This is a genomic window from Paenibacillus sp. CMAA1364, from assembly GCF_054373195.1.
Genome location: NZ_JBITNB010000002.1, coordinates 145,173 through 159,665, shown reverse-complemented (window position 1 = coordinate 159,665; position 14,493 = coordinate 145,173). Strand labels below are relative to the sequence as shown.

At 40.6% G+C, this 14,493-nt stretch carries 12 protein-coding genes; 1 reads left to right on the top strand and 11 read right to left on the bottom strand.

Annotated features, from left to right (window positions below; translation table 11 throughout):
* Positions 1-42: 42 nt before the first annotated feature.
* The 6 genes from aroE to ACH8E3_RS02440 form a co-directional block, all read right to left on the bottom strand.
* Positions 43-909, bottom strand: coding sequence for a shikimate dehydrogenase (aroE, locus tag ACH8E3_RS02465; protein ID WP_458631017.1), 867 nt, complete (start codon positions 907-909; stop codon positions 43-45).
* Between the two features lie 80 nt (positions 910-989).
* On the bottom strand, positions 990-2,117 hold the full coding sequence (yqeH, locus tag ACH8E3_RS02460; RefSeq protein WP_458631016.1) for a ribosome biogenesis GTPase YqeH: 1,128 nt from the start codon (positions 2,115-2,117) through the stop codon (positions 990-992).
* Positions 2,118-2,122: 5 nt separating this feature from the next.
* Positions 2,123-2,641, bottom strand: a complete 519-nt coding sequence (locus ACH8E3_RS02455; protein ID WP_458631015.1) for a YqeG family HAD IIIA-type phosphatase — start codon at positions 2,639-2,641, stop codon at positions 2,123-2,125.
* A gap of 103 nt (positions 2,642-2,744) precedes the next feature.
* Positions 2,745-4,946, bottom strand: coding sequence for a transglutaminase family protein (locus ACH8E3_RS02450; protein WP_458631014.1), 2,202 nt, complete (start codon positions 4,944-4,946; stop codon positions 2,745-2,747).
* A complete protein-coding gene (locus ACH8E3_RS02445; protein WP_458631013.1) occupies positions 4,943-6,187 on the bottom strand; it encodes a DUF58 domain-containing protein in 1,245 nt (414 codons plus the stop codon). Before ACH8E3_RS02445 ends, ACH8E3_RS02450 begins: the two co-directional genes overlap by 4 nt.
* 5 nt (positions 6,188-6,192) lie before the next feature.
* Entirely contained in the window at positions 6,193-7,152 is a 960-nt protein-coding gene (locus ACH8E3_RS02440) for an AAA family ATPase (protein ID WP_458631012.1), read from the bottom strand.
* A gap of 438 nt (positions 7,153-7,590) precedes the next feature.
* On the opposite strand from ACH8E3_RS02440, the gene ACH8E3_RS02435 reads away from it, so the two are divergent.
* Positions 7,591-8,664, top strand: coding sequence for a M42 family metallopeptidase (locus ACH8E3_RS02435; RefSeq protein ID WP_458631011.1), 1,074 nt, complete (start codon positions 7,591-7,593; stop codon positions 8,662-8,664).
* Positions 8,665-8,793: 129 nt separating this feature from the next.
* Here the strand turns inward: ACH8E3_RS02435 and ACH8E3_RS02430 are convergent, their stop codons facing one another.
* The 5 genes from ACH8E3_RS02430 to ACH8E3_RS02410 form a co-directional block, all read right to left on the bottom strand.
* A complete protein-coding gene (locus ACH8E3_RS02430; RefSeq protein WP_458631010.1) occupies positions 8,794-9,432 on the bottom strand; it encodes a helix-turn-helix domain-containing protein in 639 nt (212 codons plus the stop codon).
* A 196-nt stretch (positions 9,433-9,628) separates the two neighbouring features.
* Positions 9,629-11,008 (bottom strand): sulfatase, encoded by a 1,380-nt coding sequence (locus tag ACH8E3_RS02425; protein ID WP_458631009.1) that lies wholly within the window; start codon positions 11,006-11,008, stop codon positions 9,629-9,631.
* Between the two features lie 30 nt (positions 11,009-11,038).
* A complete protein-coding gene (locus tag ACH8E3_RS02420) occupies positions 11,039-11,863 on the bottom strand; it encodes a carbohydrate ABC transporter permease (RefSeq protein ID WP_458631008.1) in 825 nt (274 codons plus the stop codon).
* Positions 11,860-12,804, bottom strand: coding sequence for a carbohydrate ABC transporter permease (locus ACH8E3_RS02415; protein ID WP_458631007.1), 945 nt, complete (start codon positions 12,802-12,804; stop codon positions 11,860-11,862). The genes ACH8E3_RS02420 and ACH8E3_RS02415 overlap by 4 nt, the downstream gene beginning before the upstream one ends.
* A gap of 17 nt (positions 12,805-12,821) precedes the next feature.
* Entirely contained in the window at positions 12,822-14,330 is a 1,509-nt protein-coding gene (locus ACH8E3_RS02410; protein WP_458631006.1) for an ABC transporter substrate-binding protein, read from the bottom strand.
* Positions 14,331-14,493: the final 163 nt, after the last annotated feature.

Genomic DNA, 14,493 nt, shown 5'->3' with positions numbered 1-14,493 from the left:
CTCCTTTTATTCAATTCATTATTCTATGATCTCTTTTATTGATTAATCTAGCAAACTTTGCAATACAGCCTGCCTCATCTGTTCAATGGGTGCTTGCTTGCCCGTCCAGTATTCAAGTGCATACGCTCCTTGATTGATAAACATCCCTAGCCCACCATGTATCGTACAACCACGCTCTTGACTTCTATTCAGCAATGCCGTCGTTATCGGATTATAGATCAGATCACTGACAATGATCCCTTGGGGAAGACGATCTGGGTTGATGGGAGCTTCGTCTACATGTGGATGCATACCGATGGAGGTCGTATTAATGACAATATCCATATCTTCAAGATAAGTAGATACATTGTCCATAGATATCCCATGAATATTTCCTGAAGTGTTCCACTCCGTTGCTAATTGAATAGCTTTATCTTCCGTACGGTTGGCAATCACGATATGTCCTGGACATTCCTGTACCAACGCATGAACAATCCCACGAGCTGCACCACCCGCTCCTAGGACCATGATTGATTTTCCGCTCAAACTCACATGCGTCTCATCCTTTAAAGACCGAACATATCCGATACCATCGGTATTGTACCCTGTAAGATAGCCGTTATCATTTACAATGGTATTTACAGCGCCGATCAATTTGGCTGATTCATCCAATTCATCCAAGTGCGCCATGACGTCAACTTTATGTGGGATGGTCACATTTATACCACGAAACCCTAACTCTTTGATACGACGGATGGCTTGACCTAAATCTTGACGACTGACATGTAGTGGGATATATTCCCCTTCCAGACCAAGTGCTGCCAATGCAGCATTATGCATCACTGGCGATTTAGAATGAGCGATAGGGTCCCCGATCACTGCAAGACGCATAAAGTGGTTAGGTTGTGAAGTTAATTCGCTCCATAACATTTGCCTATTTCACTCGCCTCTCGTGTGTATTCGATTCATTCTGTGCGTCTAATATCCTTCGCACGAAGTTCGAAATACTACTATATCAATGACGGTCTAGTCAATACCTTGACTCCACGTGGTACGTGGATAGCAATGACAGCACCTTTGTCACTATTTATCTTAATCCAACCTAGACCAGAGATGAACAGATCACTCTGAGCACCACGCTTAATGCTGAATTCATGTCTTGTCCATTCAGGTAGCTTAGATAAATTCTCTTTGTTAGGCGGAGCCAACATTACACCAGCATGTTCTGCATACAACTCATCCGCACGTTCCAACTTGGTACGGTGAATATTGGTCTGGTTACTTAGGAAACAGGTGAATGATTGCCGATCGCCTTGGATGAAGTCGAATCGAGCTAACGCTCCGAAGAATAACGTTTGCCCTTCATTCAGTTGATACACCATCGGTTTAAGTTGATTCTCTGGCATCGTTGCACCAAGATCTTGACGACTCACAAGTTCACTGAAACGCCATTGGTACACAATACCCGGTGTATCAATAATGTATTGACCATCATCAAGAGGAATATTCACCATATCCAACGTCGTACCTGGATAACGTGAAACCGTTAATTCTTGTTCAAGGTCACTATAATCTCTAATTAGACGATTAATTAACGTTGATTTACCTACATTTGTTGCACCTACAACATATACATCCCGATCTCCACGGTAGGTAGCAATGGTCTCAAGCAAACGGTCAAATCCTTGGTTCTTCTTAGCGCTACACAAGATAATTTCTTCCGTTTTAAGTCCATTTTCTTTACTTTGTTGCTGAACCCAGTTCTTGACTTTATTCCAATTCGTAACTTTTGGGAGCAGGTCAATCTTATTAACAGCAAGAATGACAGGATTATTCCCGACAAAACGCTGTAATCCAGAAATCATACTTCCTTGGAAATCGAACAGATCCACAATATGAATGACCAGCGCATTCTTATTGCCAATCTGGCTTAATAGCTTCAAGAATTCATCTTGATCCACCGTAACCGTAGAAGATTCATTATAATTCTTAATACGGAAACAACGTTGACATATAATTTGTTCTTGCTCTAGCGCCTTCGCCGGTACATACCCAGGTAAATTTGCTTGTTCTGTTTGTAGTGTAATCCCACAACCACTGCATCTTATGGCTTCTTGCTCGCCAATAACTTCACTCATTCTTGTTACTCCTCCTCAAGCCATAATCCTTTTTTACGAAGATTCTTAAGCGCAATGCGCTCTATTCTCCGATTCATTCTAGTTGTCCATCCTTCATCTTGAACCGAGATCGGTTGGACTAATACTGTATACAGTTTGAGTCGATTACCACCGAACACATCTGTCAGCATTTGATCTCCTACCATGATTGTCTCTGTATTTGAAAGTCCCATCATCTTCATAGCCTTCTGAAAAGGTTTTAACGAAGGTTTACGAGCTTCATGCACAAATTGAATATCCAATGGTGTAGCGAAATCCGATACACGCGCTAGATGATTGTTGGAAACAATGATTAGTTGAAAGCCTTTTTTCTTTATCAGCTCAAACCAAGTGAGTAGCTCCGGATGAGCAAGTGGTGCTTTGGCACCCACCAGCGTATTATCCAAATCGGTAATAATCCCTCGGTAGCCTTTCGCATATAGATCTTCTAAGTCGATATCGAATACTGTATTCACTCTTAATCTCGGAATCAACATTTCAAACAAGTCCAGTCACCTCAGTTTCATACGACAAACTATACCATAATATGATGAGCTATTACAAAGGAAAACCGCCCAATTCACACATGTGAATCGGACGAGTGGTTGACTACCTTTTCCTTTTCGCCCTTATAGCTTGCTTAAGTTCCCTAGCAACTCGATCAACGTTAACCCACTCATTAGCATCTACAACCTCTGAGCTATACTTTGCTTTTTCAAACAATACTAGTAATTTCATCAATAAAGGTTCCAGTGTCGGTTCATTAATCTTCCATTTAAAGACGGTTTCACGTAACGTGTCTTGCTTATCATAGATCATTCCATGTCTATGAACGTACCAAAGCCAACGTTCTGTCTCAATGAACACTTTCTCATTAGACGTTAGTTCCTTTCCTTGTCTAAGCCGAAACCATAGAAAGCGAAGAGAATGACGCGAGCGGTATCCCTTATATCCGAGCCATAGGAACAATGGAATACTAATCACTGCGCTTATAATTTGTAACCAGTGCGTATTCGCAGTTGACACCTTGGATTCTTTTATATCTACCTTATCTTCTATCTCTGGTTGATCCACAGGTTCTTTCTCTTGATTGTCCGCTGATTCGAGGATAGGCATATCAAATCCAGGGGTTGCTTCAATTGGAATCCAACCATAGGGTCCGAAATAAATTTCTGCCCAAGAGTGTGCATCTGCATTAGTAACGTTATATACACCGGAATTCATCTTTTCCTGCTGACCTAAACCATATTCAATAGATCCAAGTTGATTCCCAGGAGCATACCCTTTGACCCATCGTGCTGGAATATCGAGTGATCTCGCCATCATGACAATCGAAGATGAGAAATAATCACAGTATCCTTGCTTCACCTCAAAAAGAAAGCTGTCCACGAAATCATCACTTATTTTGCGAGATAAATCCGGTTTATTTGTATACGTATAATTGTTCTGTAAATGAGCCTGCAATAATAATATTTGCTCATAAGGCGTCTTTGCTGATTGCGTGACCTCTACTGCAAGTTCCTTTACCCGCTTAGGGTAATCATCAGGAATCTGTAGATAACGCTCATCTACTGCATCTTTATACAAATCATTATAGGATTGTTCGAGTAATTCATCTGTTGGAATCATAGGAATCTCTGAAATCAGACTATATGTCTTTGGATATGTCCCCTCGGTCTCTTTACCATTCCAATGAAGTTCATCTTGCGACCCTTTCCATTGGATTTCCTTTATGTCCTTCTCGTCATCTAACGTTTCAATTGAAGTAATTCGATAGGCACCAAATAATACTGGATACATACGATCCGTCATCATCTTTATTGTCTGTTCCACTGTTTCTGTCTGCATTACGGATGGTATTACCTGGTTAAGCTGTTCGAGAAGCCGTACATCTTCGTAGGCGTTATCCTTTTTGTCGCTTGTCCAACCCTTTCCAGAGTAGAGTCGTCTAGTCTCCCCACGCCAATAACTTCTCTTCGATGATTGCACAGTCATCACCACATCGTAATTATACTCAAATGCCCCTCCCAATTCACGGTCATCTCGACGATATCCAGAGATGGTAGGTCCTGCGTTGTCCTTGTCTTGAGACCCTGATTCAGAAATACCATCAGACGTTGCATTCTTTTCATTCCACAGAGTATATGGATCCTTAAGAATAGGAGAGAACTTCGGCATATTTACACCAAGAAGAAAGATTATAGAGAAGATCAGAACGATTTGGGCTATCAACTGAAATGGATAATGAAGCATTTGCTTCCATCCTTGTGGATATTGCTGTTTGAATCGCTTCAATTGATGACTGACCAACCAGCCCAGCATGACGAATACTAGCCATACCGCTTCATCCCACAGAATGTCAGATGTGAATGAATCCAGAATAGCAAAAGTAACAATCTGAACTCCCATGAAAATAAGAATCGCCCATTTACTAGTTACGAATCTAGCTGTGATCAAGCACACTATAGCGGACAAACAAGCGAACCAGATATAGGGTTGTGACGCACTAATAAAAGTTTGCATACGAATGTATAGATCATCACTTGGCACATATAATCCATATTCTATAAGCGTATAACGTAACAACACTATGCCAAGAACAGATTCCAATAACATCCGGTAAACTCTTTTAATTGGTAACAACATTTCAATTATAACAAGCATAATCACAGTTCTTTCCACGAGTAAGGTCGTCTGTTCTAACCATATCGGTTCTGTATATGATAACCACTGTCTCGCAACAATCCAAATCCATATATATGATGAAATAGTTACCCAATCATACTTCATAAGAGGTCTATCTTGGGTCATCCAAATCCGCCTCCTAATGCTCTAGGCAATTCTTCTAATGAGGAGATTGTATACGCTTGAATGCCATCTGTTCGAAGTAAAGTTACCCATTCTTTCGACTTCTTCTCATTAGATCTACGAATGTGTATATGCGTAGGACTCATATGATACGAATGTGCCCATCGCATAATATCCACCACCGATTGTCCATTCATCGGACTAATTAGAACGAAATAAGAACCTTGTTTCAATATTCGAGTAGTCGATTCTAGCTTCGGAAATATTTCGCCGACGCCATCCGCGTCCAGATCGATTAAATGATGTTGCATCCTCTTACATTCTATTATATTGTCGGAAGGCTCAAAGACTTTCAATTGACTACCCATCGTGCATAATCCAATATTCATACGTTCTCGGCATCCATATTCTAATAATGAAGCCACGGTGGAGACAGCAAGTTCAAATTGTTCATCGCTTGTATAGTGAGCCTTTGTTGCATCTAGCATAAGTATTGTTCTGGGAACCGATTCATACTCGAATTCTTTAGACTTCCATGTTCCTGTCTTCGCAGTAGCATTCCAGTGCACTCTTGTAAGTCGATCACCATATACATAATCTCTCACACCACTAATTTGGGTCGTTTCATTTCGGGATGAAGATATCCCTGCCTGAGGTCCGGCTAATCGAGAATGCCGATCAAACAACTGCCAATATGGAATAAAGATCGTTTGTGGCAATACATGAAATGATGCAGGAGCATGTATAACTCCTTGATATTGCATAATTCCAAAGATATCTTCTGCAACACACTCTGTATCTAAGAAGTTATATTTTCCTCGTTCCAGAGGAGGCGTTTGAAATACCAATTGCGCTTTTCCACGAAAACTCGGAATCACACTTTCTTTGAAAGACCATAACTGACCATTATGTCTTCTTAACACGTCTCTTACGATGATAAAAGGAAACGGAATAAATCCGGGAATAACTAATACAAATTTAATTTGTAGCTGATCCCCCGCATATAAAGTCTCGAAATGATCGTCATTTCTTGTAAGAATACGATTACCTACTACCGCATTCACACCGTTATAACCTCCAATGAGTAGGTATGCCACTAATAAACTTGACATCCCAAACAGCATGGAAGACAGCTTCCCCCCTTGCAACAACAAATAGAATAGGCTAATCACCCATACCGAAATAACTGCCCATAGTCTTCGGTTACGTAATCCCTTTCTTAAAGTACTTAGGATTTTCTTCATTCCTCCTATCGTCCCATCATGGTGACTGGCACATGGGTCTGTTGAATAATACCCTGCAAAATACTGTCCTTGTGTAAATTATCTAGACGCGCTTCCGGCCGAAGCAGTATTCTATGCAACAACAGATGTGGAGCGAGATGCTTAATATCATCAGGAAGTACATAATCTCTTCCTTGAATAAACGCGTACGCTTTACATGCCAACATGAATGACAGCGAAGCTCGAGGGCTTGCTCCCAATAGCACCGATGGATGTTCGCGTGTCTTACGAATCAATTCAAGCATATAATCTATGATCACATCATCCATATGGACATGACGTATTTCTTGTTGCATAGCAGCAATTTGTTCCATATTCGTTACGGAATTTAATTCATCCACAGGTTGTCCCATTCGATGCCTCAACATTAATTCTTTTTCGGTTATTGCATCTGGATAACCAAGGTTCATTTTCATCATGAATCGATCTAATTGAGCTTCTGGAAGAGTGTAGGTTCCTTCGAAGTCAATTGGATTCTGAGTCGCTATTAGCATAAAGGGGTGTGGCAGTTCATGTGTTTCCCCGTCTACGGTTACATTGCGTTCTTCCATTACCTCAAGTAGGGCCGATTGAGACTTCGTCGTCGCCCGATTAATCTCATCAACTAATAAGATATGCGTCATGACAGGTCCTGGCCGAAAATAAAACTGTTGTTCTTTCGGATGAAATACAGATACACCTGTGATATCACTTGGTAGAATATCAGGGTTACATTGAATACGTCGATAATCACCATGGATTGATTTAGCTAATGCCTTCACTAACTGTGTCTTCCCCGTACCGGGTACATCTTCTATAAGCACATGTCCTCCTGCAAGAAGTGCAGTTAGTAATAGTTGTATTTCTAAAGATTTACCTAATATGCATGATTCCAAATTTGTACGTAATTCCGAAATAATTCTACTGGACTCTAGTCGTACTGGCATGTCGTAGTCAAACCTCCTATAACTTACATTTATTACATTGTACATGATGAATAGTTTTAAGTATATTGGGCACAATCCCAATCCATAATCGTCAACCGTGACAAATAGATAAGCGATCGTCCTGCATCCGATTGGAGTGGACGATCACTTACAGCGTCAACTTGTATACTTCTAATTAAAAAGACAAATCAATACAATAACCAACAAAATAAATAAAACATATATCACAAGACGTTTCTTCAACGTTAGTTCCATGATATGTGCTCCTTTCTGTTGCGTGCTACAGAACATTCACCCATTGCATGTTATTCGTGTTAAAGGGCTTTTGTGCATGTCTATATCGCATTGACGTGGACATTCCACAAGACAAAGTTCATACTAAGTACATTGAAATTTATTAAAAGAATGAATGAACACTAAAAAAGGAGCGTTGCTACAATGAACCAAAAAACGATGGATTTATTTCGCCAATTAACAGAATTCCCAGCCGCATCGGGCTTCGAACGAGAATTACGCGCTTGGGTTAAAGATGCGATGTCTTCCTATACCGAAGAATTTGTACAAGATCGTCTTGGTAGTCTATTTGCCGTGCTACGAGGAGATGAGAACGGTCCTAAAGTCATGGTGGCAGGTCATTTTGATGAAGTTGGATTCATGGTAACAGGGATTACGCCAAGTGGGATGATTCGATTTCAGCCACTTGGAGGATGGTTTAGCCAAGCAGTTCTTTCTCAACGACTACGGATCATAACTGATAATGGTCCTATCCTAGGTGTCGTGGGCTCTACCCCAACTCATCTATTAGATGAAGCACAACGCAGCAAACCGGTAGACATCAAATCTATGTATCTTGATATCGGGGCTGATAATCAAGCAGAGGCAGAATCATTCGGTATACATCCCGGGCAACAAATCGTACCCATCTGTGATTTCACACCACTCGCCAATCCTAAGAAGATCATGGCTAAAGCATGGGATAACCGCTATGGACTTGGGCTTGCTATGGAATGTTTAGAAGCACTCCATAAGGAGAAGCTTCCCAACACATTGTATGTCGGTGCAACCGTACAGGAGGAATTAGGATTACGTGGAGCACGTACATCTGCTAACCTTATCCAACCCGATATTTTCTTCGCCTTAGACGCTAGCGCAGCCAATGACATGACAGGTGACAAACAATCCTTCGGACATATTGGGCAAGGTACGTTACTGCGTATTTTCGATCCATCGATGCTTACACACCGGGGACTGGTCGAGTACGTTCAGGACACGGCAGAGACACACAAGATTAAATACCAATACTTTGTTTCTCCAGGTGGCACAGATGCAGGTCAAGTTCATCTTAGTGGTATTGGCGTTCCATCTACCGTGATTGGAATTTGCTCTCGTTATATCCATACATCTTCATCTATCATCCATACAGATGATTATGATGCAGCCAAGGAATTATTACTTACCTTGGTTAGAAACTTGGACCGTACAACGCTGAACACGATTCTGGAGCGTAGCTAGATAGTTAAATGAGGCAACAGCCTTGCCCAAATACAACAAGTTGACTCCTGTAGGTTACGAGGAGTCAACTTGTTGTTTAAGGATTTCTATTACTACAACAGCGATCGTAAGAATGATCCGCATGCGTAGTCAACATCGCATTTGTCGAATACTTTCCTTATATTCGCTAGGCAATAACTGAAAGGAATGCTGAAAAGAACGAGTAAAATGAGCCTGATCATAAAATCCACATTGATCCGCAATTAACTTGATTGATAGACTCGAGTTTTCAAGAAGCATTTTAGCTCTCCTCAAACGCAATTTTTTCAACATGGCTACTGGTGTATTTCCGTAGATCCTCTGAAAATCACGACTGAAATACACGGGGTCCATAAATACCAGATCTGCTAGCGTATTTCTATTAATCTTTTCATGTAAGTGTTCTTGCATATAACTTATAATCTTCCTGAACCGATCTTTTCCATTTAATAAATCTAAGGGAACCATACCCGGAGTACTGCGTACACTACCGAGCAATTCATTCAACAATGTAAACACGAGGAATAGACTTTGTACGTCGCGAAATGAATGATCTTGCACCCATAGTTGAAATAGCTCATAGAAGCATTCCTCATAACGCTCACAATCTCTTAGCGTGATCACATTCTTTAGTGGATACATCTGAAAGAAATCAATGTCAGTAAGTACCTTAAGTTCAATATTCATAAATAAATGAATACCATCACCGCCACCAATCACACGAATATCTAAATCCGGACGATGTATCATGACATCTCCCGCTTTCGCGTGATAAATCCGATCTCCCACAATAACCGTAACATTCCCTTTTTTGATATAAGAAATGGTACAGTATGGCTGCTTATAAATAGTGATGTCACGCGTCTTATAGATAAGTTCCTCCATATAATGTAAGGAGACTTGAAGTTGATCTTGAATACTGGTACTGGTATACGCTACCGTCTCATTAGCACTCGTAATCTTTTGCGTGAAAAGGTCCCCCTTCTTTCATTACTGTCCACAATGGATCGATATCTTCCTGCATGGATAGCATCATTTCGTCGTGCCACTCATTTAATAAATAAACAGCGTTCATGCAGATATCTCTTCTTGCATCCGCAAGATTGTTCTGCTCGTACGGATCTATTGTAAGATTAAACAACATTTCTTTAGGGAAACCGTGATACCCATCATGATATGATCGAATATATAACCACTCATCAAATCGAACACTCCGCTGACAGACATGTGCACACTGTGATACAACTAGGTAATCTCTTCCAGTAGACGTACCTTTCGTAATACTATCCGCATAACTAGAACCATCCCACGTATCTGACTTAGGGGCACCAAGCAAGCTAGCTAGTGTTGGTGCAAGATCAAGTTGATAGTGCAATCCATCATCTTGCACTCCTTTTAATCCATTTGGCCAACGAACAATCATTGGGATATGGCATGTCGCCTGATCTGCCGTGCCATGCTCGGAGTAAATACCTAACTCACCAAGGCTTTCACCATGATCAGCACTAATAATAATTGCTGTTTCTTCCATAATACCCAATTTCTCAATTGTGTCGATAATGTGTCCAATATGATTATCCATATAACGTACAGCCGTATCATAATTATCAATAATCGTTCGTAGATCTGAGAGTTCCTCAATCGGTTTATTGTGCCTTGCATATTTGTAATAATGCGACTTAGCCAGCTTATTCATATCTTCAATGCTGTGTTGTCCCTTTTTGAGTTTGTGTTGTTCGAATACCTCTTGTGTGATCCATTCTGGCAACGGTTCATTCTCGAATGGATTGCCAATGTGATCTGGTGCTCTGTATGGTGTATGTGGATCCCAGAAGTTCAAATGAAGAAACCAATCATCTTTCGTACCGTTATCCTCTAACCATTTCAGTGCCGTAGGAAGAACTTCTTCAGCCGACTCTCCACCTTGACCTCCAATATTCAACACTTCATTGAAACCAGCATTGAATGTCCAGACAGAGTGCCGTTCTGCAAATGTACTGATCGAAGTTGTCTTGAACCCAAGGCTTCTAAGCATACCCGGTAGACTCTCAGTCCGCAGACGGTCGCTGAATCCTCGGTCTGCGCCTTCACGTCTCATATCTCCAGCAGTACCGCCATGTCCAACAAGCCCATTATGGATTCCAAATCTACCCGACATCAACGCTGTTCTCGATGGCATACACGGTGCATCTGAACAGTAATAATTCGTAAACCGAACGCCTTCCTTTGCAACTTTATCAATATGGGGTGATGTCTCACGATGATATCCATAGCAACCTAGATGATCAGGCCGTAAGGAATCTAAATCTAAATATAGAATTCTCATTTCATCCATCCTGTCTTTGTATTATATGAATCAACCCTTTACTGCTCCGGCAATTCCATCTACGAAATAGCGTTGTAGGAACATGAAAATAATGATGATGGGAACAATTGCAATCGTTCCGCCCGCTGCTATTCCTGTCCAATCTATGATATTCTCCCCTCGAAGTGCATATAAACCAACTGCAAGTGGCCGCAAATCTGGTTTACTTAACGTTAATATCAATGGAACCATAAATGAATTCCACGACCAAATGAATTGCATAATGACAACACTTCCTACAATTGGCTTAGACAAGGGAACCATAATTCGAATGAATGTTTTGACAAATCCACAGCCGTCCATGATGGATGCTTCTTCTAATTCCTTGGGGATTCGACTGAAGAATGTGGCAAAGAGTAGAATAAACACAATGTGATTTCCACCCGCTTCAGCTAAAATAACCCCTAATAAATTGTTCATGAGCCCCAAATTTTTGATCAAATCGTAAATGGGGATAATCGCCAACTCCATCGGTACGAACATACTAGAAACAAGAAGCAATAAGACATATTTCTGACCTTTAAATGTATATCTTCCGAGCACATAACCACTGGTCGCTGTAGCAAGCAACACAATGATGATCGTACTAATCGAAATGACCACACTGTTAAAAAAATAACTTTGGAAATTGGCTTCATTCCAAGCTCGTACGATATTACTTGTATTGAAGCTTTCCGGCATTAACTTAAGGCCATTGGTAAAAAATTCACTCTGCGTTTTAAAGGATGCCGATACCATCCATATGAATGGATATATCCATACGAAACAAAAGATGATCATCACAACATGAAACAATGACTTATTGAATATCTTCATACTTTTCCACTACCTTTAATCCGTTTACTCACAACAGATTGAATGATGGCCAATATAATGATCGTAATCGCAAAAAAGATGCCTGCCGCAGATGCATAACCTAATTGTGGAAGTCCCATTTCACTTGAGAACGCATACCGATAAATATATGTAGATACAACGTCCGTAGTAAAGAAAGGGCCACCGTTAGTCATCGTTTTGATTAAATCGAATACTTTCAAAGAATTTACTACGTTAAGCAATAGGATTACCGCACCAATAGGTACAAGTAGAGGAATCGTTATATAATAGAATAGTTTTACACCTCTGGCTCCGTCCACCTCAGCTGCTTCATACAGGTCCTTTGGAATTCCTTGAAGTCCTGCCAACCAATAGACTAAGTTAACGCCAAGGTTCTTCCATACCGAAATGATCACGATCGTGAACATCGACCATTTGGCATCTCCTAACCAATTCACAGGAATGTCCAGAAATCCAATCCTGATTAGTGCATCATTCACCGCTCCATCGCTTCCCCATATAAAAACCATAATAATACCTACAATGGATGTCGTTGTAACGACGGGAAGGAAAATTAAGGTTCTATAAATACTTGCTCCCTTTAATCTAGGATTATTCAGGATGACGGCTAGAATCAATGGCACAAATAAATGAAGTGGAACGACACCTAGCATAAATTTAAAGCTGTTTTTGAACGCATTCCAAAAATATGGATCTTTGGCAACATCAACAAAATTCTGAAGTCCAACATAGGTCGAGTCTGAAGTCAGACCCGACCAATCTAAGGTAGCATAATACACGCTGGCCACGATGGGCCAGCCTTGGAACAGTAAGAACAACACTAACGTAGGGGCAAGGAATATCCAGCACCAAGCTTCAATCTTACGCTGCCTATTTCCTTTTGGAATCACCACTGTTGGTTTAACAGTTACCGTCTGCATATTATGAAGATTTCCTTTCATCGTATAGAGTCGTAATCCGCAGAAGTATAGTCCTTATCTGAACTCCAATTTGAGAATCTAAAATCATCAATCCCTACGTTTGCTCCATCTGCCTTTGCTTTCTCAATAGCATCATTTAGTGCCTTATCGATTCCCGCAGATAATTGCTTAAGAGGAGCACTTGGATCTTTCAACGCACCTGCTACAACACCCTGGAGAATATCTCCCACACCTGGTTGAACGTCTTTATAATTGGCGTACACATCAGCAAGATCTGGATTTCTAAGCTGCGGACTTGGTACTAATCTAGACATTTGTTGTGCAACCTCATAATATTGCTTGAATTGCGGAATTTCCGAAGAATCATCATTCACTTCTTTGAGTACAGAGAATCGATCTCCGTTCTTCACCAAGATAGATTGATATTCTTTACTGAAGTATTCCTTCAAATAGATAGCTGCTGCTTCTGGATGCTTAGAAGTTTTGGATATACCTATCCAAGGATTAAAGTTGGATCTAGGCAAATAGCCCTTTTGTCCTTCATCTGGTATAGGTGGTGCCATAACACCGAAATCCAAATTAGGATTATCTCTAACCCATACGCCGATTGACCATTCCCCTTGGAGCATGAACCCCGCTTGACCTTCACCGAATAAAGCACGTGCTTCAGGAGCAGATAAGCTCATCGTGTTCGGATGGAAACTTCCATCGTCTTTCAATGCTTTAAATAGGTTCATCACATCTATCACGGGTTTAGAATCATAGGATGCATTATTGGTAACTAAACTGATAGGCGAATGCTGATTCAAACCACTTCCACCTAATGCCGACCAATCCATTACTGCAAGTCTCCAACGATTTACTTGTTTGCCACCTTCGATGATACCATAAGCTTTACCTGCACCGGCTTCTGTTATTTTCTTGGCAGCTTCACGAAATTCACTATATGTTTTGGGTGGATTCTCAGGATCTAAGCCGGCATCTCTAAACAATTGTTTATTATAATAAATGATTGTACTTGGCACGCTCATTAGCGCTGGTATGGAATAAATCTTCCCATCCAACATCGTTGAACCTTCAGCAAATATGCCGTCTACAAATCTATTCTTAAATTCATCATCAATATAGGGATCTAATGGTTGATACCATTCTCCCTTAACAGCGGTACTCAATGACATATTAGCTGGAATTGGGAACAAATCGGGTGCATCATTAGATTTAATGGAAGTAGTCAAGGTGTTTTGGAATTGATCTGCGGTGAGTAGTGTATATTCAATCTTAATATTGGGGTATTTGATTTCGAAGTCCTTGATGAATTGATCCCGGAAGACTTTCTCACTGTCTGCCCAATCCATGACGCGTAATGTAATTTGCTCATCCTTCGCCGGCTCTGTGGCTACCGGTTCAGCTTCTTTATTCCCGTTATTGGTTACAGTTGTATTATTCGAACCAGCACACGCTGTGATGACTTGTAAAATTAATGTTAGAATAATTACAAATCCAACAATCCTCATTTTACTCTTCATTATTAATCCTCCTTGTTTTCCTGTCGAGTCTTATTCAATAAATCAAACAATTACGCTATATACCGACAATGTATGCGCTATCATTTCCTCCCTCCGCATGTGATTTATTTCATATTATATTACAATTCACCTTCAATCAATGTAAGTGTGATAGTTAGATTTG

Excerpts from the sequence above, each read along its gene's own strand:
- ACH8E3_RS02430 (WP_458631010.1), bottom strand. The coding sequence starts at position 9,432 with ATGATACATCGTCCGGATTTAGATATTCGTGTGATTGGTGGCGGTGAT.
- yqeH (WP_458631016.1), bottom strand. The coding sequence starts at position 2,117 with ATGAGTGAAGTTATTGGCGAGCAAGAAGCCATAAGATGCAGTGGTTGT.
- ACH8E3_RS02415 (WP_458631007.1), bottom strand. The coding sequence starts at position 12,804 with ATGCAGACGGTAACTGTTAAACCAACAGTGGTGATTCCAAAAGGAAAT.
- ACH8E3_RS02420 (WP_458631008.1), bottom strand. The coding sequence starts at position 11,863 with ATGAAGATATTCAATAAGTCATTGTTTCATGTTGTGATGATCATCTTT.
- aroE (WP_458631017.1), bottom strand. The coding sequence starts at position 909 with ATGTTATGGAGCGAATTAACTTCACAACCTAACCACTTTATGCGTCTT.
- ACH8E3_RS02450 (WP_458631014.1), bottom strand. The coding sequence starts at position 4,946 with ATGACCCAAGATAGACCTCTTATGAAGTATGATTGGGTAACTATTTCA.
- ACH8E3_RS02440 (WP_458631012.1), bottom strand. The coding sequence starts at position 7,152 with ATGCCAGTACGACTAGAGTCCAGTAGAATTATTTCGGAATTACGTACA.
- ACH8E3_RS02410 (WP_458631006.1), bottom strand. The coding sequence starts at position 14,330 with ATGAAGAGTAAAATGAGGATTGTTGGATTTGTAATTATTCTAACATTA.
- ACH8E3_RS02435 (WP_458631011.1), top strand. The coding sequence starts at position 7,591 with ATGAACCAAAAAACGATGGATTTATTTCGCCAATTAACAGAATTCCCA.
- ACH8E3_RS02425 (WP_458631009.1), bottom strand. The coding sequence starts at position 11,008 with ATGAGAATTCTATATTTAGATTTAGATTCCTTACGGCCTGATCATCTA.
- ACH8E3_RS02445 (WP_458631013.1), bottom strand. The coding sequence starts at position 6,187 with ATGAAGAAAATCCTAAGTACTTTAAGAAAGGGATTACGTAACCGAAGA.